We start from the raw sequence: 22,155 nt of genomic DNA on the forward strand, positions 1-22,155 counted from the left end.
CAAACGCACCGCCGATAAATAATGAAGTGTATTAATAACTACAGACGCATTGGCATAATGACATAAAGTGCAGCATCATCGGCAGCATCTTCAATCAGGGCACTTGCGTTAGAATCAGACAAACTGATTTTCACATCGTCAGAACCTAGCGAGTTCAATACGTCGATTAGATAAGCTACATTGAAACCAATTTCTAAGTCGTCGCCTTGGTAATTTACATCTACGATTTCTTCGGCTTCTTCTTGCTCTGGGTTATTCGCTGTAATTTTCAGTTCACCAGATGAAAGATTTAATCGAACACCGCGGAATTTTTCGTTGGATAAAATAGCTGCACGAGAAAACGCATCTTTTAATACCGCTTTGCTGGCAATAATTTCTTTATCACCATCTTGAGGCAGTACCCGACGATAATCAGGGAATCGGCCATCTACCAATTTAGAGGTAAAGATGAAGTCGTTTGAAAAAATACGTAAATGGTTTGCACCTATTTGTACTTTTAATGATTTATCGTCTTCTGTAATTAAACGCGATATTTCAAGTACACCCTTGCGTGGGATGATAACTTGTCGGGCAGGAAGTGTTGTTTCGTAGCTTAAACGACAAAGTGCAAGACGATGACCGTCAGTTGCCACGGTACGAATAATGTTTTCTTCCGTTTCTAACGACATGCCGTTCAAGTAATAACGAACATCCTGCTGCGCCATTGAAAAGCTTGTTGAATCAATTAAGCGTTTCATATCGCTACAGGTGATTTCAAACTCTACTTCGCCTTCCCAATCTTCTAGATTTGGATAGTCGTTAGCTGATAACGTAGATAGGGTGTAACGACCACGCCCTGCTTTTATAAGCGCTTTGTTACCATCTAAAGAGAAATGAATATCGGTGCCTTCAGAAATACCTCGAATAATATCGAAGAGTTTCTTGGCAGGAACGGTGATTTCGCCTTCGGTGAACTCCCCTTCTAACTTAACGCTAGAAATGAGCTCAACCTCTAAATCTGTACCTGTTAACCATAGTGCGTCTTCACTAACTTTAATGAGCACGTTAGAGAGAATAGGTAATGTGTGTCTACGCTCTACAGCCCCCGATACCAGCTGAAGGGGTTGTAAAAATTGTTCGCGGCTTATACTAAATTTCATTGCTGTGCTATCTCGCCTCTAAAGGTCATTTTTTAGGAAGACAAAGTCCGAATGAGGTTCTTATAGTCTTCTTTTATATCATGACTTTCTTCTCTAAGCTGCGTTATTTTTCTGCAAGCATGAAGTACCGTTGTATGGTCTCGTCCACCAAAGGCATTTCCTAACTCAGGCAAACTGTGATTGGTTAGCTCTTTCGCTAAAGCCATCGCCACTTGTCTGGGCCTTGCAACACTTCGACTTCTTCGCTTAGATAAAATGTCAGCAACTTTAATCTTATAATAATCTGCCACAGTTTTCTGAATATTATCAACCGTAACTAATTTTTCTTGAAGGGCTAATAAATCACGCAAGGCTTCACGAACAAAATCGATGGTTATCGGACGACCTGTGAAATTAGCGTTGGCAATCACTCGGTTCAATGCCCCTTCTAACTCACGAACATTCGAACGTAAACGCTTAGCAATAAAGAAGGCAACTTCATTAGGTAAGTGAATACGGTTCTCGGCAGCTTTACGCATTAAGATGGCAACACGAGTTTCTAATTCAGGAGGCTCAATAGCAATAGTTAAGCCCCAGCCGAAACGAGACTTAAGGCGGTCCTCTACCCCATCAATTTCTTTAGGATATCTATCAGACGTGAGTATGATTTGCTGATTACCTTCCAGTAACGCATTAAAGGTATGAAAGAATTCTTCTTGAGAACGTTCTTTATTAGCAAAGAATTGAATGTCATCAATTAATAACGCATCTACTGAACGGTAGAAGCGTTTAAAGTCTTCTATCGCATTATTTTGTAGTGCCTTAACCATATCTTGCACAAAGCGCTCAGAGTGCATGTAAACGATTTTGGCATTTTCATTGTTTGCCACAATGCCATTACCTACAGCATGCAATAAGTGCGTTTTACCTAAACCCGTTCCGCCATAAATAAATAAGGGGTTATAAGAACTACCCGGGTTATTTGCCACTTGAGTAGCCGCAGCACGGGCTAATTGGTTTGATTTACCTTCAACGAAGTTATCAAATTGGTAAGTCGGGTTGATATTACTTTTATGCTTAGCCGCTTCTGGGATCGGGATCACTTTAGGCTGCTGAGACGCAGATCGCATTGTGTTAGATCCAGCACTTCGTTGATCAAACTGTCTATTGTCATGATTAGACGTAGAGTGGCTTTGCTGACTGTACCCCGTTTGAGGCATGGCAGAGCGCGCACTCGCTTGTACAGGTGATGACGCAGTACTATTGTTATTATCAATAGATTGTTGATCGTTGCCCGATTGACCGGCCATATTTCCTGATGATCGCCCTGAATATTGATTAGACGATTGACCAGAACCTTGGCTAAATGACTGACTAGGTGCTTGGTTATACGATTGATCAGGTGCTTCGTTTTTATCTTGGCTAAAGCTCTGATCTTGACTGAAGCTCTGATTGTGGCTTTGATTTTGGTTTTGAGGTTGCTGGGGCGCAGGTGAAGCAGCGGCTCTACTGCGGCTTAAGCTTTCCCTACTCATAACATCTAAGCGTAACTGAGGTGCGTTCGGACCTGCAAATTCCCGCAATAACCCAGTAATGTTATCGAGATACTTATCTCTAACCCAATCAAGAATAAAACGGTTAGGGGCAAACAAGGCCACAACACCTTCTTCCTCTTGAGGAACCAAAGGTCTGATCCACATACTAAATTGTTGCGTGGGTAATTCTTGACGCAAACGCTCAAGACATTGATTCCATAAAGACATGTAAGTTACTTAGCTCCGGTAACTCGCAAATAACAACCAATACAAAGAAACAGGCACCGAAATGCGCGCCAAGAAGAAGAATCAGGCGGATGTATATTGTTGGGTAGCAGCGAGAATTTGTTTTATCGTTTTAATAGCTGTGGATTATCTTACTTTATCAACAAAAAGTAAATGACGATCTTTGGGGATCATCAGGATCAAACTTGTAACCTATTGATAATTAAACAAAGAGTTCTTATTCGAAAATGTACTTAATTTAGCTGAATTAAGAATTAAAATCGTAATAATTGTATGAGATCACCGCCTAAATGCTATACATAGCGGCATGAAAATTAAAAATCTGTGGATAAAATGATGATTATAACCAGCTTATTCACAGTTAAAATTATACCTACTGCTTAGCATTTAAGCCTTTTCAGTAAACTTTGTTCACATTTTCTACCAAAATAGTGGATTATTGATTGACAGCAGCCCCCGAGATCTCTAGAATTCAGCGTCCTTTTTCGATGGGCTTTTCTGGTGATAAGCACAACTTACTCTGGCAACAGAATAAAGTGTTTACCAAAAACGCCTATGTTTAATTAAATATAAGTGAGACTTTGGTCATGAAAAGAACATTTCAACCGAGCAATTTGAAGCGTAAGCGTTCTCACGGTTTTCGTGCTCGTATGGCGACTAAAAATGGTCGTAAAATACTAGCAGCTCGCCGTGCAAAAGGCCGCGCTCGTCTTTCTGCTTAAGCTTAAGTAGAAAGCACCTAAAGTGGGCGAAAATCATTTTTCACGGGAGTTACGTCTGTTAACTCCCACCCACTTTACCTATGTGTTTGATAATGCAATTCCAGCTGTATCTCCCTCGTTTACCATCCTAGCAAGAACCAATACTCTACCATCCCCACGTTTAGGCATTACCCTTGCCAAAAAGCGCATTCGTAAAGCTCACGACCGAAATCGTTTAAAACGCTTAATTCGTGAAAGTTTTCGCCATAAGCAACATGATCTCCCAAATGTGGATATTATCGTAATTGGTAAATCTGGTGCTGATAAACTTAGCAATCAAGAGATTTTCGCAACGATGGATAAGCTATGGAAAAAATTAGCCAAACGTTGCAACGCGTCTTAATCGCGATACCACTGGTACTCATAAAACTGTATCAATGGTTTATATCTCCTATTTTAGGACAACGCTGTCGTTTTCATCCATCATGTTCTTGGTATGCTATTGAAGCACTAAAAACACATGGATTAGTAAAAGGCGGTTGGCTATCAATCAAACGCATATTAAGATGCCATCCTTTGCATGCCGGTGGTTACGACCCAGTACCGGAAAAACAACAAGATAAACACTCAAAATAAAGAGACCTATATGGAATCGCAACGTAGTTTTCTGATAATTGGCCTGGCGCTGGTCAGCTTTTTGCTTTGGCAACAATGGCAAAAAGAATACGGACCTCAACCTGTACAGCAAGTACAAACAGAGCAAGCCGAACAGGTATCACAAGGTGTACCATCATTTGATGATGCGCAATCTGAAGATGTACCTACCGGTGATAGCGTGCCAGCTGCTAAACCGATGGTTAGCGCATCAAATGCTAATCGCATTATCGAAGTTAAAACTGATGGCTTAGACCTTCGCATCGACTTATTGGGTGGCGATGTCATTACTGCAGACTTGTTAAAGTTTCCAGTAACTCAAGGCTCTGAAGAACCTTATAGCCTATTACGTTCAGGTAATAATCTATATGTCGCGCAAAGTGGTCTTATTGGTGCCAATGGCCCAGATGCTAGTAGCAGCGGTCGCCCTGTTTATCGTACCGACAGCAATTTCTACGAGATGACCGGTGATACCCTCGAAGTGCCTTTGGTATGGAAAAACGACCAAGGACTTACTGTTACCAAAACGTTCATCTTCAAAAAAGACCATTACAACGTAGCGGTAAATTATACTGTTGAGAATAACTCCGGTACGGCGGCTAATGTGCAGCAATACGCACAATTAAAACAAGTTATTGACGCGGAAGATGACGGCAACATGTTTATGCCTACCTATCGCGGCGCGGCATATTCAACCGAAGAAGATCGTTATCAGAAATACACATTTGACGATATTGCTGATGATAAGCTGCGTGAAACTACCAAGGCGGGTTGGGCTGGTATGCTAGAGCATTACTTTGTATCTGCTTGGGTACCACCACAAGATCAAGTTAATACCATTTACTCGCGCAATATTTCAAATCAATACGCCGTTATTGGTGTTTTGATGCCAGCGGCAGTGGTAAATACTGGCGAAACTACAACGCTATCTAGCACCCTTTACATGGGTCCAAAAGACCAAGATAAGTTAAAAGAGATTGCACGAGGATTAGATTTAACGGTCGATTACGGTATCTTATGGTGGATATCTCAATCACTGTTTTCATTGCTTACATTCTTGCACAGCTTAGTGAATAACTGGGGCGTAGCCATCATCTTGATTACTATCGTGGTGAAAGGTGCAATGTACTGGCTGACTAAGAAGCAATACGAGTCTATGGCCCGCATGCGTAACTTAGCGCCAAAAATGCAACAACTTAAAGACCGTTTTGGCGATGACAGACAAAAAATGTCTCAGTCGATGATGGAGCTTTACAAGAAAGAAAAAGTTAACCCAATGGGTGGTTGTTTACCACTGGTACTGCAAATGCCTATCTTTCTAGCACTTTATTGGGTGTTAATGGAAAGTGTTGAATTGCGTCATGCAGATTTTGCATTGTGGATCACTGACTTGTCTGTGAAAGACCCATACTTCGTATTGCCTATATTAACAGGCGCAAGTATGTACTTGTTGCAGAAACTACAACCTACAACGATTACTGATCCTATGCAGCAGAAGATAATGCAGTTCATGCCTGTGGCAATGAGTGTGTTCTTCTTATGGTTCCCTGCAGGTCTAGTATTATACTGGTTAGTCAGTAACATCATTACATTAGTACAAGCCAAAATGATATATGCTTCTATGGAGAAGCGGGGAATTAAATAGCAACGTCTATTTCTTTTATAATAAACAGCCCGCCAATTGCGGGCTGTTTTGTCTACGAGGATAAATTAACTATGCCATCATTTGATATTGTGTCTGAAATCAATATGGAAGAAGTGCGTAACGCCACTGAAAATGCTCACCGAGAACTTGCCACACGTTTCGATTTTCGCGGCATTGAAGCAAGCTTTGAATACAAAGAGAAAACCGTGGTCATGAAAGCAGAAGCGGAATTTCAATTACAACAAATGGAAAGTATGTTTAGAACTGCATGCTCTAAGCGAAACCTAGATACTTCGTTTATTGATATGAAGCCCTTTGATGCTAACGGCAAAACTTATCGTCAAACGATTGCTTTCAAAGAAGGCATAGAACAGCCTATTGCGAAGAAAATCGTAAAAATTATTAAAGACGCAAAAATCAAAGTACAAACGGCTATTCAAGGTGAAGAACTGAGAGTAACCGGTAAAAAGCGTGATGATTTACAACAAGCCATGGCCTTGGTGAAATCATCAGACTTAGGTCAGCCTTTTCAATTTAAGAACTTTCGCGACTAAAATATGGATTCACATATCATCACAACCGATACCATTACCGCCCAAGCTACTGCCCCTGGGCGCGGTGGAGTAGGAATTGTACGAGTATCAGGCCCACATGCTAAAACTATAGCAGCCACTCTGGTACCCACACCCCTAACCCCTAGATTGGCCACCTATACCCCGTTTGTCGATAGCCAACAAAATGTTATCGACCAAGGTATCGCGCTATTCTTCAAAGGGCCTAATTCATTTACGGGCGAAGATGTATTAGAGCTGCAAGGTCATGGCGGTCAGGTTGTGATGGATATGCTTATTGACGCTGTGTTATCCACTGGCAAAGCGCGATTAGCCAACCCAGGTGAGTTCAGTGAACAAGCCTTTATCAACGACAAGCTCGATTTAGCGCAAGCTGAGGCTATCGCTGATTTAATAGATGCCAGCTCTAAACAAGCAGCTAGAAGCGCGCTACGTTCGTTACAGGGCGAGTTTTCAACCCAAATACAAACCTTGTCTGATCAAATCGTTCATTTACGTATGTACGTTGAAGCCGCTATCGACTTTCCTGAAGAAGAAATTGATTTCTTATCTGATGGAAAAGTGTCTGGCGACCTAGCCGCCATACTTGCGCATCTTCAAGTTGTACGAGAGCAAGCTAAGCAAGGAAGTCTGCTCAGAGAAGGCATGCAGGTGGTTATCGCCGGGCGCCCTAATGCGGGTAAATCAAGTTTACTAAATGCATTAGCAGGCCGTGATAGCGCCATTGTTACCGAGATTGCAGGTACTACCCGTGATGTTTTAAAAGAGCATATTCACATTAACGGCATGCCGGTACACATCATTGATACCGCAGGTCTTCGTGATAGCCCGGACAAAGTAGAACAAATTGGTATTGAGCGAGCGTGGCAAGCCATTAGTGAAGCGGATCACGTACTTTTTGTTACTGATTCAACCACTACCGATGTGGCAGATCCTTATAAAATTTGGCCTGAATTTATGGCGCGCTTACCAGAGGGTATCCCAACCACGGTTATTAAAAATAAAGCGGATCTAAGCGACTTACAAGTAGGCCTGAATAACGTCAAAACCGAACATGGCGATATGCCGGTTATTAATATTTCAGCAAAACAAAGCGACGGTATTGATACCCTGCGAGATCATTTAGCCAACACCATGGGGTTCGACACCACCACCGAAGGGCAATTTATCGCCCGAAGACGTCATCTTGATGCCTTGGAAAAAGCTCATCAATTTGTGGTGATAGGCGAACAACAACTTCACGACGCGATGGCCGGAGAATTACTAGCAGAAGAACTTCGGTTAGCCCACCAGTCGTTGTGTGAAATAACCGGTGAATTCACCTCAGACGACTTACTTGGTAAGATATTTTCATCTTTCTGTATTGGTAAATAATTGATGACAACGCACTACGAAATAATTGTGGGGACCATGCTTGGCGCATCTGAATATGTAGCTGAGGCTATTGCAAAAACGCTCGAGCAGCGAGGCAATACATTTACTATTCATCTTGAACCAACGCTAAGCGACATTAATAAAGATTCAACATGGATAGTATGCACATCAACCCATGGTGCTGGTGAACTACCTGATAATATCCAACCTTTTGCGAAATCATTAAAAGACGCTGATTTAACGGGTGTGAATTTCTATGTGATTGGTTTAGGTGACACGAGTTACGATACCTTCTGCCATGGTGCAAAAGATATAGAAACCGCGATGAAAAATACCGGCGCTACCCTACTTGCCGACCCCATACATATTGATGTGTTAGAACATCCTATTCCAGAAGATGAAGCGGTAGCACTGTTCGAACGCTCCTTGGAAACTGCATGAGTACAACGCTAACGCAAGCTGAACTCGCGGTACTGCAATCGCCGATATCAAACGATTGCCGCGTACTTTACTTGCTTGGCTTACGCCCAACAGCCAACACGGCTTCAACGGCAAGTGCTGCTATCGATTATAAGTACTTACTGTCGCTATTGAACGGCGAACAAAAAGATACCCCCTATCAACGTGGCCGGCAAATCAATAGCCTGTTAAAACAGCTTGAACTTGTGGGGCTGGTGGTTTTTCCAGAAGAGTTGGATTTAGAGCATTCTATTAACGGCAAAGCCCTGCTGCTTCCACTCATAAACAACGCACAATCAAATTTTGATGCCCTGCATAAATCCCATTTTGCTATTTCAGCCGCTTGGAAGCCAAACAAGGAGCTGTTTTTAGAAATGGCCTCTCTGCTCGGTATTATCGATACTGAATATGATGATAATGAAGTGGGCGAATTCATTTCATACTGGCTAGGCAGACCAAGCACAATCCTTAGTGAGTTTCAGTGGACACAAAAATTTGCTCATAATATTAAACATAAGCGCGTAGCCGCGGGTTACTCTCCTGTAAGAAAAGTGGGAAATCAGCAAGTGAAAGTTGCAGCCGGTATCGAAGCGGATGATAATGCAAGAAAGCTGGTGGAAAAATACGCCACATCGACAAAGAAGAACTAACGCTATGGATCGAATTACAGACAAAATTGCGAATCTTGCCAAGGCCCTTAACAAGCCTTCCGAGCCTAACGATGAATACATCGATTACGCAACGCTTAGAAAGCAATACGAGAACCAAGCAAACCAAGAAATTGGTCAACTACAACAACGCTCTAAAAAAGCGCGTGTAGAAGCCATTCATGGGCGTTCTGATCTAAACCCCAAGTGGACGTTCGCTAACTTGATAGAAGACAGCGACGATGTCATTGAAGCGGTGTCTATTGCACAGTCTTTTATTGCCGCTCATGACGATCCCGCCTGGCGTCAAAGTGGTTCTCACATGATGTTATTCTACGGCGATTATGGCAGGGGTAAGTCTCATATTGCTGGCGCGATCGCCCATCAACTTATAGAACAATATGAGATCTCAGTCTTATACAGGCAGCTTTCAACCCTACTGGAAATGCGTTATTTCTCTTATGATTTTAGCGCCACAGACAACGTAGGCCAGAAGTTCAGAGAAGCAAACCAAGAATTACTTGAAGTCGATTTGCTTATTCTGGATGAAGTCTGTGTGAATGAAACCGTGCTTAAAAAGAATACCCAAAGCTGGTTAGGCAATTTATTGCGCCAACGTTTGGTGAATAAAAAGAACTGCATCTTAATTACCAACCATAGTTTAGGCGAGCTAGAGCACGCTATGGGCCGTTATTGCTTTGAGTCAGTCAAAGAATACGATACTTATAAAGTACGCTTTCAAGGCCCAAGTAGACGTGAAGGCTTAACCCAAGATGAAGCCGAAGCACAAAATATCACGCCAAGATACCAACCTAACCAGGTTCGCTAAGCTAAAAACCGCAGAGAAAGCGCGCTCAACGATCAGTAAAATACCCTCGTATTTCTTTAAAAGGGTATCATTAATAATGATCATTGCTCCTCTGCGGCACTAATTTTTCTGTTTCCTCCATCATTTTTTAATTATTTTTCCGATCACAAAATAAAAGATATTGAGTGATCACATGATCCACCTAAAAATTGTGGAAAGATCTCATCCACAATAAGATCGCTCTGAAAGCCATATTCTATGCTTAGTTAGCGATCTAACAGTAGTAATAACCAACATTTTATCCCCAATGCGATCACATCTTGATCAGTGCTGTGGATAGGATCCTACAAACCACTGTGTATAAGCTCTTACTGAAGAATGAGTAACTTTATTCACAATTGCCCATGTGGATAACTAAGGGGTTTATACACAAGATCATGAGGGGGTTATCGATCTGTATTGCACAACCTTTTAGATCGTGTAACTTCATGATCTGAAACTGCTTTAAAGGGTTACTAACAGATCTTGCTGATCCTAATAATAATAAAAATAAACAGATCTATAAGAGATCTTAAGATCAATAAGCCAGGGCAGAAAGAAATGAACAACTGCATTGAAGAAAATTTAACCGTTTTCTTTATGCAATAAGTCAGCTAAAATACGCGCCCTTTTTTCAGCTTGTTCAGAAAAGAAAAAAGTTACTCCATTTACGTTAATAGTGAGGTTCGATATGTATTACACCCAAGCATTTGATGTCATCGTAGTCGGTGGTGGTCATGCTGGAACAGAAGCTGCGCTAGCTGCTGCTCGCATGGGTTCAAACACCTTACTGTTAACCCATAACATTGAAACCATTGGACAGATGTCTTGTAACCCAGCGATCGGTGGGATCGGCAAAGGTCATTTGGTAAAAGAAATTGATGCACTTGGTGGAGCTATGGGTTTGGCTGCCGATCAGGGTGGCATTCAGTTTAGAACCCTAAATTCAAGCAAGGGACCAGCTGTTCGTGCAACGCGTGCTCAGGCTGATAGAACCCTTTACCGTCAAGCTATTCGTAAAATTGTAGAAAGCCAAAAAAACCTCACGTTGTTTCAACAAAGCGTTGACGATCTCGTGGTTGAAAACGATCAGGTAACTGGCGTGGTTACCCAAATGGGGCTTAAATTTAAAGCCAAAACCGTGGTACTCACAGTAGGAACATTCTTAGGCGGCACCATCCACATAGGCCTTGAGAACTATCGTGGTGGACGCGCAGGCGATCCCCCTTCGATAGCCCTCGCTGATCGTTTACGTGCCTTACCGTTTCGTGTAGACCGCTTAAAAACCGGTACACCTGCACGTTTAGATGCCCGTTCGTTAGATTTTAGTGTGATGCAGGCACAACCTGGTGATAATCCAACACCGGTATTTTCATTCATGGGCAACCGTGAAATGCATCCACAACAGATCCCGTGTTACATCACGCATACTAACGAAAAAACACACGACATTATTCGAGGCGGACTTGATCGCTCTCCTATGTTTACTGGTGTAATTGAGGGTATTGGCCCCCGTTACTGCCCAAGCATTGAAGATAAGATCACTCGGTTTGCAGACAAAGATTCCCATCAAATTTTTGTTGAACCAGAAGGCTTAAACAGCATTGAAGTTTATCCAAATGGTATTTCTACAAGTTTGCCTTTTGATGTTCAGATGAATCTTGTTCGCTCAATCAAAGGCTTCGAGAACGCGCATATCGTGCGCCCTGGCTATGCCATTGAATATGATTTCTTCGATCCAAGAGATCTGAAACAAACACTCGAAAACAAATTTATTAAAGGCTTGTTCTTTGCTGGCCAAATTAACGGCACAACCGGTTATGAAGAAGCGGGTGCACAAGGCCTCATTGCTGGCGCAAATGCGTCATTGCAAGCACAAGAAAAAGATCCTCTTATTTTACGTCGCGATCAAGCCTACATGGGCGTATTGATTGACGATCTGGCTACCATGGGAACGAAAGAACCCTATCGTATGTTTACCAGCCGTGCTGAATATCGATTATTGCTTCGTGAAGATAATGCCGATAGTCGCTTAACCGCGTTAGGTCGTGAAATAGGGTTAGTGGATGATGCTCGCTGGGCCGCATTCAATACTAAGCAAGAAGCGGTTGAAGGCGAGTTGCAACGCATGCGTGGAAACTGGGTCCATAAAGATCATAGTGCTACGCCAGCGTTGAATACTTTGCTTAAAACACCCGTAAGCAAAGAGCATTCACTAGAAGAACTTATTCGCCGACCTGAAATGACCTATCGTCAATTGATGGAGATTGACAGTATTGGACCTGGTTTAACCGATCCTATTGCGGCTGAACAAGTTGAGATCCAAATTAAGTACGCAGGTTATATTGCGCGCCAGATGGACGAAATAGCCAAAACACAGCGTCACGAGAATTCTCTGTTACCGGTTGATCTCGATTTTACTAAAATCTCAGGTTTATCAAACGAAGTGGTGGCTAAACTTACCGAAGCGAGACCTGAAACTATTGGTAAAGCGTCGCGTATTTCCGGAATTACGCCGGCTGCTATTTCCTTGCTTTTGGTGTATTTGAAAAAGCACGGCATGTTAAGAAAACACGATAAATTAAGCGCTTAAGCAGATTTCAATTTATGAGTTTAGAGCAAGAATTACACGAAATACTGGCCTCGGGCCTTGCGGCACAATCACTTCAATTAAGCGATGATCAGCAAGCAAAGCTCGTGGGCTTTGTATTGTTGATTGATAAATGGAACAAAGCCTACAATCTGACATCGGTGCGTGATCCGAAGCAGATGATGGTTAAACATATTTTGGACTCATTAGCGATATACCCATATTTAGCTAAACATGAAGCCAAACATATCATTGATGTAGGTACTGGCCCTGGTTTGCCAGGCATGCCCCTTGCGATAGCGTTTCCTGACACGGCATTTACCTTGCTAGATAGTTTAGGTAAGCGCGTTCGTTTTATGACCCAAAGTGTCCATTCCCTTAAATTATCGAATGTGACGCCTATTCAAAGTAGAGTTGAAGCACATACCCCAGCGCAACCGTATGATATAGTACTTAGCCGAGCGTTCGCTTCGTTAAAAGATATGTTGCACTGGTGCCAACATCTGGTAAATTCAGACGGGCAGTTCCTTGCACTTAAAGGGCAGTTTCCAGAAGACGAATTAAAAGAAGTGAGTGATCACTATCAGGTGATCAAAACGGAAAGTCTCACTGTACCGAATCTGGTGGGCGAACGACACCTCGTTTGGATTAAAAAGGCATAACAGGACATATTGTGGCAAAGGTAATCGCGATCGCGAATCAAAAAGGTGGTGTGGGTAAAACCACTACTGCAGTGAATGTTGCAGCATCAATGGCTGCCACAAAACGTAAAGTGCTACTGATTGATCTTGATCCACAAGGTAATGCAACCATGGGAAGCGGCGTCGACAAATACGATGTTCACGCTACCGCGTTTGAGTTGCTTATCGAAGAACAACCTATCAACGACGTTATTGTTAAAAATACTGCGGGTAAATTTGATTTAGTGGCTGCCAATGGCGACGTGACAGCAGCTGAAATTAAGTTAATGGAAATGTTTGCCCGTGAGGTGCGCCTTAGAAATGCGCTAAAACCTGTTCTTGATTACTACGATTTTATCTTTATTGACTGCCCTCCTTCACTAAACCAACTTACAGTAAATGCATTAGCCGCGGCTGATTCAGTCATGGTGCCAATGCAGTGTGAATATTACGCGCTTGAAGGGTTAACGGCGTTAATGGATACCATTCAAAAACTCGCGTCAGTGGTAAATCCTGAATTGAAGATTGAAGGGGTATTGCGTACCATGTACGACCCCCGTAACCGCCTTGCAAACGATGTTTCAGAACAGCTTAAGCGTCATTTTGGTGAGCAAGTATATCGTACTGTGATCCCGCGCAACGTGCGCCTAGCTGAAGCGCCAAGTTTCGGTACCCCGGCGATGTACTACGATAAGTCTTCTACAGGGGCTAAAGCATATTTAGCATTGGCGGGTGAAATTCTTCGTCGCCGTGATAAATCTGCGCCAAGTCAGGCGAAAGCCAGTTAAATTATAATAAAGCGTAATGCATATCAGCAAATAGGCCATTGAGGGTAATATGTCAGCAAGAAAAAGAGGGCTAGGTCGCGGTTTGGATGCGCTATTAGCAACCAGTCAATCGACGTCGCAAAGAGAAACAGATGCTGCGGCGACAGAAGCTACACAAAGCGAACTTAGTAAATTACCGATAGAATTTCTTGTGCCTGGCAAATATCAGCCTCGCAAAGATATGTCACCTGATGCCCTTGAAGACCTTGCTTCCTCTATTCGTGCCCAAGGTGTTATTCAACCCATTGTTGTTCGTAAGGTTGAAGACAACAAGTATGAAATTATTGCGGGTGAACGCCGCTGGCGCGCATCGCAACTTGCACAACTTGATGAAGTTCCGTGTCTTGTCAAAGATGTGCCTGATGAGGCTGCCGTTGCCATTGCGCTAATTGAAAATATTCAGCGTGAAGATTTAAACGCCATGGAAGAAGCGCAGGCATTAGACCGTCTAATGAATGAATTCTCCCTAACCCATCAAGAAGTCGCTGAAGCCGTAGGTAAATCTCGCACAACAGTGACGAACTTGCTTCGCCTTAACAATCTTAATGATGACGTTAAATTGTTAGTGGAGCATGGTGATATTGAAATGGGTCATGCTCGCGCGTTGTTAGCCCTTGATGGTGATAAACAATCAGAAGCGGCAAATGTTGTTTCAGGTAAAGGTTTAACGGTTCGTGATACAGAAAAGCTGGTCAAAAAGCTGCTTGAACCAGAAAAACCGAAGCAAGAGAAGCAAATTGATCCTGATGTGCAAAACCTTATGACCCGACTTTCAGAAAATTTAGGGGCACCGGTAACAATAGACCATAACGCAAAAGGGAAAGGTAAATTAGTCATTAGCTTTGACGATTTACAACAATTAGACGGAATAATAACTAAAATTCAATAAGTTATATTTATATGCTGAAAGGTAGTAGGCATAAATAGTGAGGCCATTCATTCCTAAAACGTGGGCTGTGGACAGCCTCCTTTCCGGTTATAGCGTTAGAATATTTTCAGAATAGCTTTCAAAATGCGATGTACTGTTGAAAAATGTCGGTAAAACAGTATACTTCTGACGCTTTTCGTTAGACATGAACAAGCAGTAGGGCAACGTGAAAAACAAGTTAGCTGAACACGGATTATTTATTGCCAAAAAAGGCATTCTGTTTCAGTTAGTCACGGCACTAATAATAACCCTTTTGGCGGGTATTATCGCAGGTCAACATTCTGCAATATCAACCGCCGCTGGCGCAGTGATAAGCATACTGCCAACAGCCATTTTTTCGGGGTTTGCATTTAAATATGCTGGTGCGAGTAAAAACGAACTTGTTGCCCAAAGTTTTAGCCAAGGTTCAAAATTGAAACTGGCACTGACAATCATTTTATTTGTAGTGACATTTGCAGGCCTAAATGCCTCGCCACTCGAAGTTTTTGTGGCTTATGTCGTTACAACCGCCAGTCATGCACTGGCCATGTTCCGTTATGGTACGAAGTAGTCAAATAATAACGATTAATAAATAGCTACTGAATACTTGCTTACGAATATGTACTGGAACCAGTCACCAATTTTTACACTTTACAACTTAGGTTAAACAATGGCATCTGAATACACTACCTCAGAATATATCAAGCACCACTTGACCAATGCCACCATGTGCTCAACCGACAACGGAATTGCTTTTAACAAAGCATGCTCTGATGCAGGTTTTTGGGCGTGGCATGTCGACACACTAGCCTGGTCAATTGGCCTTGGCATACTATTTCTTGTTGTTTTTAGAAGCGTAGCTTCAAAAGCCACTACAGGCGTACCTGGTAAAATGCAGGCGTTTGTGGAATTGGTTATTGAGTTCGTTGACGACAACGTAAAAAGTACTTTCCATGGAAGAAGTGCGCTAATTGCACCACTTGCACTAACTATTTTTGTTTGGGTTTTATTGATGAACCTGATGGATTTAGTGCCAGTTGACCTTATTCCTTGGGTTGCAGGTCTTGTGGGTCAGCACGCGTTCGGTATGGACCCTCATGATGTTTATATGAAGGCTGTGCCTACTACTGACCTTAACCTGACGTTTGCTTTAGCGTCTGGTGTGTTCATCCTAATTCTTTTCTACTCAATTAAAATGAAGGGTATCAGCGGTTTTGCGAAAGAACTTACTATGCAACCGTTCGGACACCCTGTATTCATCCCAGTAAACTTTATTCTGGAATCAGTTACCTTACTTGCACGCCCGCTTTCATTAGCACTGCGTTTATTCGGTAACTTATACGCCAGTGAGCTAATCTTTATCTTGATAGCCACTATTGGTTACTTCCAGTTACCTTTGCACTTTATGTGGGCTGTATTCCATATTTTGGTTCTCCCTCTACAAGCGTTTATTTTCATGATGCTAACCATCGTGTACTTAAGCTTGGCGTGTGAAGACCACTAGTAAGCATTGACCCGCGTTGGTAATACCTGGATTGACCGGCGCGGTTAATAACCGAGTTCTACTTTTAACATTAACTTTAAATTTAACTTAAATCGGAGACGTACATGTTATACATCGCAGTTGCACTACTGATCGGTCTTGGTGCCCTTGGTACCGCTATTGGTTTCGGTCTGCTGGGTGGTAAATTCCTAGAATCTGCTGCTCGCCAACCTGAACTAGCACCTCAACTTCAAGTTAAGATGTTCATCGTAGCAGGTCTTATCGACGCTATCGCGATGATCGGTGTTGGTATCGCTCTATACCTATTGTTCGCTGTTGGTGCTTAATTTTACTACACACTTTTTTAGCGAACTTTTAGAGGAGGGGCGATTGTGAATTTTAACGCCACTTTTATTGGTCAATTAATCGCCTTCGCTGTGTTCGTGGTGTTCTGCATGAAATATGTGTGGCCACCGCTGATGGCAGCGATTGAAGAACGTCAAAAGAAGATAGCCGATGGGCTTGAAGCTTCTGAACGGGCAGAGAAAGACTTAGAACTTGCTCAAGCGAAAGCCACTGAGCAAATGAAAGATGCGAAAGCGCAAGCAGCCGACATTATCGAGCAAGCCAAAAAGCGCGCCAACCAATTGGTTGACGAAGAAACGCAGAAAGGCCATGCAGAACGCGAGAAGATTATTGCTTCTGGCTACACCGAAATTGAAGCTGAACGCAATCGTGCCAAAGAAGATTTGCGCAAGCAAGTGTCTGCATTAGCAGTAGCTGGCGCAGAGCAAATCTTACAACGTGAAATTGATGCTAACGCACAAAACGACATTGTTGAAAAACTTGTCGCTGAGCTTTAAGAGGGAGATGAGCCATGTCTGAATTGACAACCGTTGCTCGTCCTTACGCTAAAGCAGCTTTCGATTTCGCCGTCGAGAAGAATGCCATTGCGAAGTGGCAAGAAATGCTGACCTTTGCAGGTGCAGTAGCACAAAACGATGATATGCATCAGTTATTATCTGGAGCAGTAGCTGCAGATACATTGGCTGACATTTTCATCAATGTTTGTGGTGAGCAACTCGATGATCATGGTCAGAATCTTGTAAAGATTCTGGCTGAAAATAAACGTTTAGCCGCGTTGCCTGAAATTTCAAATGTGTTTGATGCCTTTAAAGCTGATTACGACAAAGAAATTGAAGTAGACGTAACTTCAGCCTCTGCGCTGAACGATGCACAGAAAACCGATTTGGTTGCATCGTTGGAAAAACGTTTGGCACGTAAAGTGAAGCTTAATTGTAACGTGAATCCTGACCTGATCGCTGGCATGGTTATTAAAGCCGGCGATACAGTAATAGATGGTTCCGTAAAATCGAAATTGAACCGTCTAGCAGACGCGTTGCAAGCATAACGGGGATAAGAGCATGCAACTTAATTCCACTGAAATTGCTGAACTGATCAAGAAAAGAATTGAACAGTTCAATGTAAGCAGTGAAGCACGCAATGAAGGTACTATCGTCGCAGTAACTGACGGTATTATCCGCATTCATGGCCTTGCCGATGTAATGCAAGGTGAAATGATTGAGCTTCCTGGAAGCCGCTACGCTATTGCACTAAACCTTGAGCGAGACTCTGTAGGTGCGGTTGTAATGGGTCCATATGCGGACTTACAGGAAGGCGTAAAAGTACAATCTACTGGCCGTATTCTTGAAGTACCTGTTGGTAATGCCCTACTAGGTCGTGTTGTAAACACACTTGGTGAGCCTATCGACGGTAAAGGCGCCATTGATGCAGCTGGCTTTGAGCCAGTAGAAAAGATTGCACCTGGTGTAATCGAGCGTCAATCGGTAGATCAGCCAATCCAAACTGGTTATAAGTCAGTTGATGCCATGATCCCAGTTGGTCGTGGTCAACGTGAACTTATCATCGGCGACCGTCAGTGTGGTAAAACCGCAATGGCAATCGACGCTATCATCAACCAAAAAGGTACAGGCATCAAATGTGTGTACGTAGCGGTTGGTCAGAAAGCTTCTACTATCGCTAACGTGGTACGTAAGCTGGAAGAGCACGACGCATTGGGTCACACCATTATCGTTGCTGCTTCTGCGTCTGAGTCTGCTGCATTGCAATACCTTGCACCATACTCTGGTTGTACTATGGGTGAATACTTCCGCGACCGCGGTGAAGATGCGCTAATCGTATATGATGATTTGTCTAAGCAAGCTGTTGCTTACCGTCAAATCTCATTGCTACTTAAGCGTCCTCCTGGTCGTGAAGCATACCCTGGTGACGTTTTCTATCTTCACTCTCGTTTGCTAGAACGTGCTGCTCGTGTAAACGAACAATACGTTGAGCGTTACACAAACGGTGAAGTGAAAGGTAAAACCGGTTCACTAACTGCGCTTCCAATTATCGAAACGCAAGCTGGTGACGTATCTGCTTTCGTACCTACCAACGTAATTTCGATTACAGATGGTCAGATCTTCTTAGAAACTGACTTGTTTAACGCAGGTATCCGTCCAGCGGTTAACGCTGGTGTATCGGTATCTCGTGTTGGTGGTGCTGCGCAAACTAAAATCATCAAGAAGCTGGGCGGTGGTATTCGTCTTGCACTTGCTCAGTATCGTGAATTGGCGGCATTCTCGCAGTTCGCATCTGACCTTGATGATGCAACCCGTGAGCAACTTGAGCACGGTGAGCGCGTAACAGAGCTAATGAAACAGAAACAATATGCACCACTGTCTATTGCAGATATGGGCGTATCATTGTTCGCGGTTGAAAAAGGTTTCCTTAAGGACGTTGAGCTTGGCAAAATCTTAGATTTTGAAGCGGCTCTTCATTCTTACATGAACAGCGAAAACGCTGACCTTATGAAGACTATCAACGAAACTGGTAACTTCAACGACGAAATCGCCGCTAAGTTAACTGACGCTTTGACACAATTTAAAGCGACACAAACTTGGTAATCAATGCAGCCGATGATGTGTAAACACCATCGGCTTCACGTTGAGTAATCGGAGAGATAGTCATGGCCAGCGGTAAAGAGATTAAAGGTAAGATTGGGAGTATTAAAAATACTCAAAAAATTACCAGTGCAATGGAAATGGTTGCTGCGTCCAAAATGAAACGGGCGCAAGAACGTATGGCCTCTGGCCGTCCATATGCGCAAAACATGCTAAAAGTGATTGGTCACATTGCTAACGGTAACCTTGAGTTCCGCCACCCTTATTTGGAAGAGCGTGAAGTTAAGCGAGTCGGCTACATTGTGATTTCCACTGACCGAGGCTTGTGTGGTGGCTTAAACAGTAATGAATTTAAGCTTGTCACTCAGGACGTCAAAAAATGGCGTGACCAAGGTGTAGAAGTGGACTTCGCTGCATTAGGTTCTAAAGCGTGCTCTTTCTTCAACCGTTTTGGTGGCACTTTGCTTGCTGCTGAATCTGGATTGGGTGATAAGCCGTCTGTGAGCGATGTAGTAGGTGTTGTACGCGTAATGCTTAAAGCTTACGACGAAGGCAAATTAGACCGAGTTTTCTTGGTATTTAATGACTTCGTAAACACCATGACACAGAAGCCTGTGATCAATCAGTTATTGCCTTTGCCAAAGTCTGAAGACGAAGAATATAAGCATCGTTGGGACTACATATACGAACCAGATCCAAAAGAAATTTTGGAAGCATTAATGGTGCGTTACATTGAGTCTCAGGTGTATCAGGGTGTTGTAGAAAACGCGGCGTCAGAACAAGCTGCGCGAATGGTTGCCATGAAGGCAGCAACCGACAATGCTGGTGACTTAATTGATGAGTTACAACTGATATATAACAAAGCGCGTCAAGCTGCAATCACACAAGAAATTAGTGAGATTGTGAGCGGTGCCGCAGCGGTGTAGGCAAAGGTTTCTAAAAGATAACGAGGACAAATTATGAGTCAAGGTAAGGTCGTCCAAATCATTGGCGCCGTTGTGGACATTGAGTTTCCACAAACTGCGGTACCAAGAGTTTATGACGCACTACGAGTTACCGAAGGTGGCTTGTCTGGGTTAACCCTAGAAGTGCAACAACAATTAGGTGGCGGTGTAGTTCGCTCTATCGCCCTAGGTTCTACTGATGGCTTACAGCGCGGTTTGGCTGTAGAGAACACTGAAAACCCTATTATGGTTCCAGTGGGTACAGCTACACTTGGCCGTATCATGGACGTATTGGGTAACCCAATCGACGAAGCAGGCCCAATTGGCGAAGAAGACCGTATGTCTATTCACCGTGCAGCGCCTAGCTACGAAGATCAGTCTAGCTCAGTAGAATTACTAGAAACTGGTATCAAAGTAATCGACTTGGTTTGCCCATTCGCTAAGGGTGGTAAAGTTGGTCTATTCGGTGGTGCTGGTGTAGGTAAAACTGTAAACATGATGGAGCTTATCCGTAACATCGCAATCGAACACAGTGGTTTCTCTGTATTCGCTGGTGTTGGTGAGCGTACTCGTGAAGGTAACGATTTCTATCATGAAATGAACGACTCTAACGTACTTGATAAAGTATCGTTGGTTTACGGCCAAATGAATGAGCCTCCTGGTAACCGTTTACGTGTTGCTTTGACAGGTCTTACTATGGCTGAGAAGTTCCGTGACGAAGGTCGTGACGTACTATTCTTCGTAGATAACATCTACCGTTATACCCTAGCTGGAACAGAAGTATCTGCTCTTCTAGGTCGTATGCCGTCTGCGGTAGGTTACCAGCCTACACTTGCAGAAGAGATGGGTGTACTTCAAGAACGTATTACGTCAACGAAGACAGGTTCAATCACGTCAATCCAAGCGGTATACGTACCTGCGGATGACTTGACGGATCCATCTCCGGCAACAACCTTTGCTCACTTAGACGCAACAGTTGTACTTTCTCGTGATATCGCCTCTCTTGGTATCTACCCTGCGGTAGACCCACTAGATTCAACTTCACGTCAGCTTGACCCATTAGTTATTGGTCAAGAGCACTATGACGTAGCACGTGGCGTACAAACTGTACTTCAGCGTTATAAAGAGTTGAAAGACATCATTGCCATCCTAGGTATGGACGAGTTGTCTGAAGAAGACAAGCAAGTGGTATCACGTGCTCGTAAAATTCAGCGCTTCCTTTCTCAGCCTTTCTTCGTAGCAGAAGTATTCACTGGCTCTCCAGGTAAATATGTATCGCTTAAAGACACTATCAGTGGCTTTAAAGGTATCCTGGAAGGTGAGTATGACTCTCTACCAGAACAAGCCTTCTATATGGTTGGTTCTATCGAAGAAGCGCAAGAGAAAGCCAATAAAGCATAATTATGTGGCTGACTCTGTCAGCCTATTAATATGCTAACGTACCTAATCAGGAGGTTCTATGGCAGCAATGACAGTACATTTGGACGTAGTAAGCGCAGAAAAAGAAATTTTTTCTGGTCTTGTTGAAACGATTCAAGTGACAGGTAGCGAAGGTGAACTAGGTATACACCCAGGTCACGCGCCACTTATCTCTGCTATTAAACCTGGTATGGTTCGTTTGGTTAAGCAGTTCGGTGAAGAAGAATTAATCTACGTTGCTGGTGGTGTACTTGAAGTACAGCCTGGTAATGTCACCGTGCTAGCTGATACTGCGGTTCGTGCAGAAGATCTTGACGAACAAGCAGCAGAAGAAGCCAAACGACGTGCAGAAGAGCACATCGCCAACCCAGGCGCAGACTTTGATTACGCAGAAGCAGCTCAAGAGCTGTCTGAAGCTATCGCACAACTTCGCCTTATTCAGAAGTTACGCAAGTAATCTAATAGCTGTTTATAAAAACCCGCCTTTTGGCGGGTTTTTTTATTTGAATTGATAGATAAACAGTGTAAATAAAAACGTCAATCG

General features: G+C 43.2%; 24 protein-coding genes. 22 read left to right on the forward strand and 2 right to left on the reverse strand.

The window, feature by feature from the left end; all coding sequences use genetic code 11:
• Positions 1-38: 38 nt before the first annotated feature.
• Together dnaN and dnaA are read right to left on the reverse strand one after the other, a co-directional pair.
• Positions 39-1,139, reverse strand: a complete 1,101-nt coding sequence (dnaN, locus tag R1T43_RS00585; protein WP_159534265.1) for a DNA polymerase III subunit beta — start codon at positions 1,137-1,139, stop codon at positions 39-41.
• A 32-nt stretch (positions 1,140-1,171) separates the two neighbouring features.
• Positions 1,172-2,881, reverse strand: coding sequence for a chromosomal replication initiator protein DnaA (gene dnaA / locus R1T43_RS00590; RefSeq protein ID WP_317351702.1), 1,710 nt, complete (start codon positions 2,879-2,881; stop codon positions 1,172-1,174).
• 605 nt (positions 2,882-3,486) lie between these two features.
• Here dnaA and rpmH point away from each other — a divergent pair.
• The 22 genes from rpmH (at position 3,487) to R1T43_RS00700 (ending at position 22,068) form a co-directional block, all read left to right on the forward strand.
• Entirely contained in the window at positions 3,487-3,621 is a 135-nt protein-coding gene (gene rpmH, locus R1T43_RS00595; RefSeq protein ID WP_049791785.1) for a 50S ribosomal protein L34, read from the forward strand.
• Between the two features lie 22 nt (positions 3,622-3,643).
• A complete protein-coding gene (rnpA, locus tag R1T43_RS00600) occupies positions 3,644-4,003 on the forward strand; it encodes a ribonuclease P protein component (protein WP_013786828.1) in 360 nt (119 codons plus the stop codon).
• Positions 3,988-4,236, forward strand: a complete 249-nt coding sequence (yidD, locus tag R1T43_RS00605) for a membrane protein insertion efficiency factor YidD (protein ID WP_082605073.1) — start codon at positions 3,988-3,990, stop codon at positions 4,234-4,236. The genes rnpA and yidD overlap by 16 nt, the downstream gene beginning before the upstream one ends.
• Before the next feature lie 10 nt (positions 4,237-4,246).
• Positions 4,247-5,899 (forward strand): membrane protein insertase YidC, encoded by a 1,653-nt coding sequence (gene yidC, locus R1T43_RS00610; protein WP_317351712.1) that lies wholly within the window; start codon positions 4,247-4,249, stop codon positions 5,897-5,899.
• Positions 5,900-5,970: 71 nt separating this feature from the next.
• Positions 5,971-6,453, forward strand: a complete 483-nt coding sequence (locus tag R1T43_RS00615) for a YajQ family cyclic di-GMP-binding protein (protein WP_057795044.1) — start codon at positions 5,971-5,973, stop codon at positions 6,451-6,453.
• A 3-nt stretch (positions 6,454-6,456) separates the two neighbouring features.
• Entirely contained in the window at positions 6,457-7,845 is a 1,389-nt protein-coding gene (gene mnmE / locus R1T43_RS00620; RefSeq protein ID WP_317351715.1) for a tRNA uridine-5-carboxymethylaminomethyl(34) synthesis GTPase MnmE, read from the forward strand.
• Between the two features lie 3 nt (positions 7,846-7,848).
• On the forward strand, positions 7,849-8,286 hold the full coding sequence (gene mioC, locus R1T43_RS00625) for an FMN-binding protein MioC (protein WP_317351718.1): 438 nt from the start codon (positions 7,849-7,851) through the stop codon (positions 8,284-8,286).
• Positions 8,283-8,954, forward strand: coding sequence for a DnaT-like ssDNA-binding domain-containing protein (locus R1T43_RS00630; protein ID WP_211070340.1), 672 nt, complete (start codon positions 8,283-8,285; stop codon positions 8,952-8,954). Before mioC ends, R1T43_RS00630 begins: the two co-directional genes overlap by 4 nt.
• A gap of 4 nt (positions 8,955-8,958) precedes the next feature.
• Positions 8,959-9,780, forward strand: a complete 822-nt coding sequence (locus R1T43_RS00635; RefSeq protein ID WP_211070339.1) for an ATP-binding protein — start codon at positions 8,959-8,961, stop codon at positions 9,778-9,780.
• Positions 9,781-10,489: 709 nt separating this feature from the next.
• Entirely contained in the window at positions 10,490-12,391 is a 1,902-nt protein-coding gene (gene mnmG / locus R1T43_RS00640; protein WP_317351725.1) for a tRNA uridine-5-carboxymethylaminomethyl(34) synthesis enzyme MnmG, read from the forward strand.
• A gap of 14 nt (positions 12,392-12,405) precedes the next feature.
• Complete coding sequence (rsmG, locus tag R1T43_RS00645; protein ID WP_317351728.1) at positions 12,406-13,050, forward strand: 16S rRNA (guanine(527)-N(7))-methyltransferase RsmG; 645 nt, start codon at positions 12,406-12,408, stop codon at positions 13,048-13,050.
• Between the two features lie 11 nt (positions 13,051-13,061).
• Positions 13,062-13,856 carry a ParA family protein gene (locus tag R1T43_RS00650; protein ID WP_013786818.1) on the forward strand — a complete coding sequence of 265 codons (795 nt, stop codon included), beginning with the start codon at positions 13,062-13,064 and terminating at the stop codon, positions 13,854-13,856.
• Between the two features lie 49 nt (positions 13,857-13,905).
• On the forward strand, positions 13,906-14,784 hold the full coding sequence (locus R1T43_RS00655; protein ID WP_061998130.1) for a ParB/RepB/Spo0J family partition protein: 879 nt from the start codon (positions 13,906-13,908) through the stop codon (positions 14,782-14,784).
• Between the two features lie 205 nt (positions 14,785-14,989).
• Positions 14,990-15,373: an ATP synthase subunit I gene (locus R1T43_RS00660; protein WP_057795053.1), complete on the forward strand. Its 384-nt coding sequence runs from the start codon at positions 14,990-14,992 to the stop codon at positions 15,371-15,373.
• Positions 15,374-15,472: 99 nt separating this feature from the next.
• Complete coding sequence (gene atpB, locus R1T43_RS00665) at positions 15,473-16,306, forward strand: F0F1 ATP synthase subunit A (RefSeq protein ID WP_057795055.1); 834 nt, start codon at positions 15,473-15,475, stop codon at positions 16,304-16,306.
• Between the two features lie 104 nt (positions 16,307-16,410).
• Positions 16,411-16,632 carry a F0F1 ATP synthase subunit C gene (gene atpE, locus R1T43_RS00670; RefSeq protein ID WP_012520222.1) on the forward strand — a complete coding sequence of 74 codons (222 nt, stop codon included), beginning with the start codon at positions 16,411-16,413 and terminating at the stop codon, positions 16,630-16,632.
• Between the two features lie 45 nt (positions 16,633-16,677).
• The gene (gene atpF, locus R1T43_RS00675; protein ID WP_317351763.1) at positions 16,678-17,148 is read left to right on the forward strand and encodes a F0F1 ATP synthase subunit B; all 471 of its coding nucleotides are present in this window, start codon (positions 16,678-16,680) and stop codon (positions 17,146-17,148) included.
• A 14-nt stretch (positions 17,149-17,162) separates the two neighbouring features.
• Positions 17,163-17,696: a F0F1 ATP synthase subunit delta gene (gene atpH, locus R1T43_RS00680; protein WP_211070334.1), complete on the forward strand. Its 534-nt coding sequence runs from the start codon at positions 17,163-17,165 to the stop codon at positions 17,694-17,696.
• Positions 17,697-17,709: 13 nt separating this feature from the next.
• Positions 17,710-19,251 (forward strand): F0F1 ATP synthase subunit alpha, encoded by a 1,542-nt coding sequence (gene atpA, locus R1T43_RS00685; protein WP_061998124.1) that lies wholly within the window; start codon positions 17,710-17,712, stop codon positions 19,249-19,251.
• 62 nt (positions 19,252-19,313) lie between these two features.
• Positions 19,314-20,174 (forward strand): F0F1 ATP synthase subunit gamma, encoded by an 861-nt coding sequence (gene atpG, locus R1T43_RS00690; protein WP_057795063.1) that lies wholly within the window; start codon positions 19,314-19,316, stop codon positions 20,172-20,174.
• A gap of 33 nt (positions 20,175-20,207) precedes the next feature.
• On the forward strand, positions 20,208-21,593 hold the full coding sequence (atpD, locus tag R1T43_RS00695; RefSeq protein ID WP_013786810.1) for a F0F1 ATP synthase subunit beta: 1,386 nt from the start codon (positions 20,208-20,210) through the stop codon (positions 21,591-21,593).
• Positions 21,594-21,651: 58 nt separating this feature from the next.
• Complete coding sequence (locus R1T43_RS00700; RefSeq protein ID WP_211070333.1) at positions 21,652-22,068, forward strand: F0F1 ATP synthase subunit epsilon; 417 nt, start codon at positions 21,652-21,654, stop codon at positions 22,066-22,068.
• Positions 22,069-22,155 lie beyond the last annotated feature (87 nt).

It is taken from the genome of Alteromonas sp. CI.11.F.A3 (assembly GCF_032925565.1).
Taxonomy (GTDB): domain Bacteria; phylum Pseudomonadota; class Gammaproteobacteria; order Enterobacterales; family Alteromonadaceae; genus Alteromonas.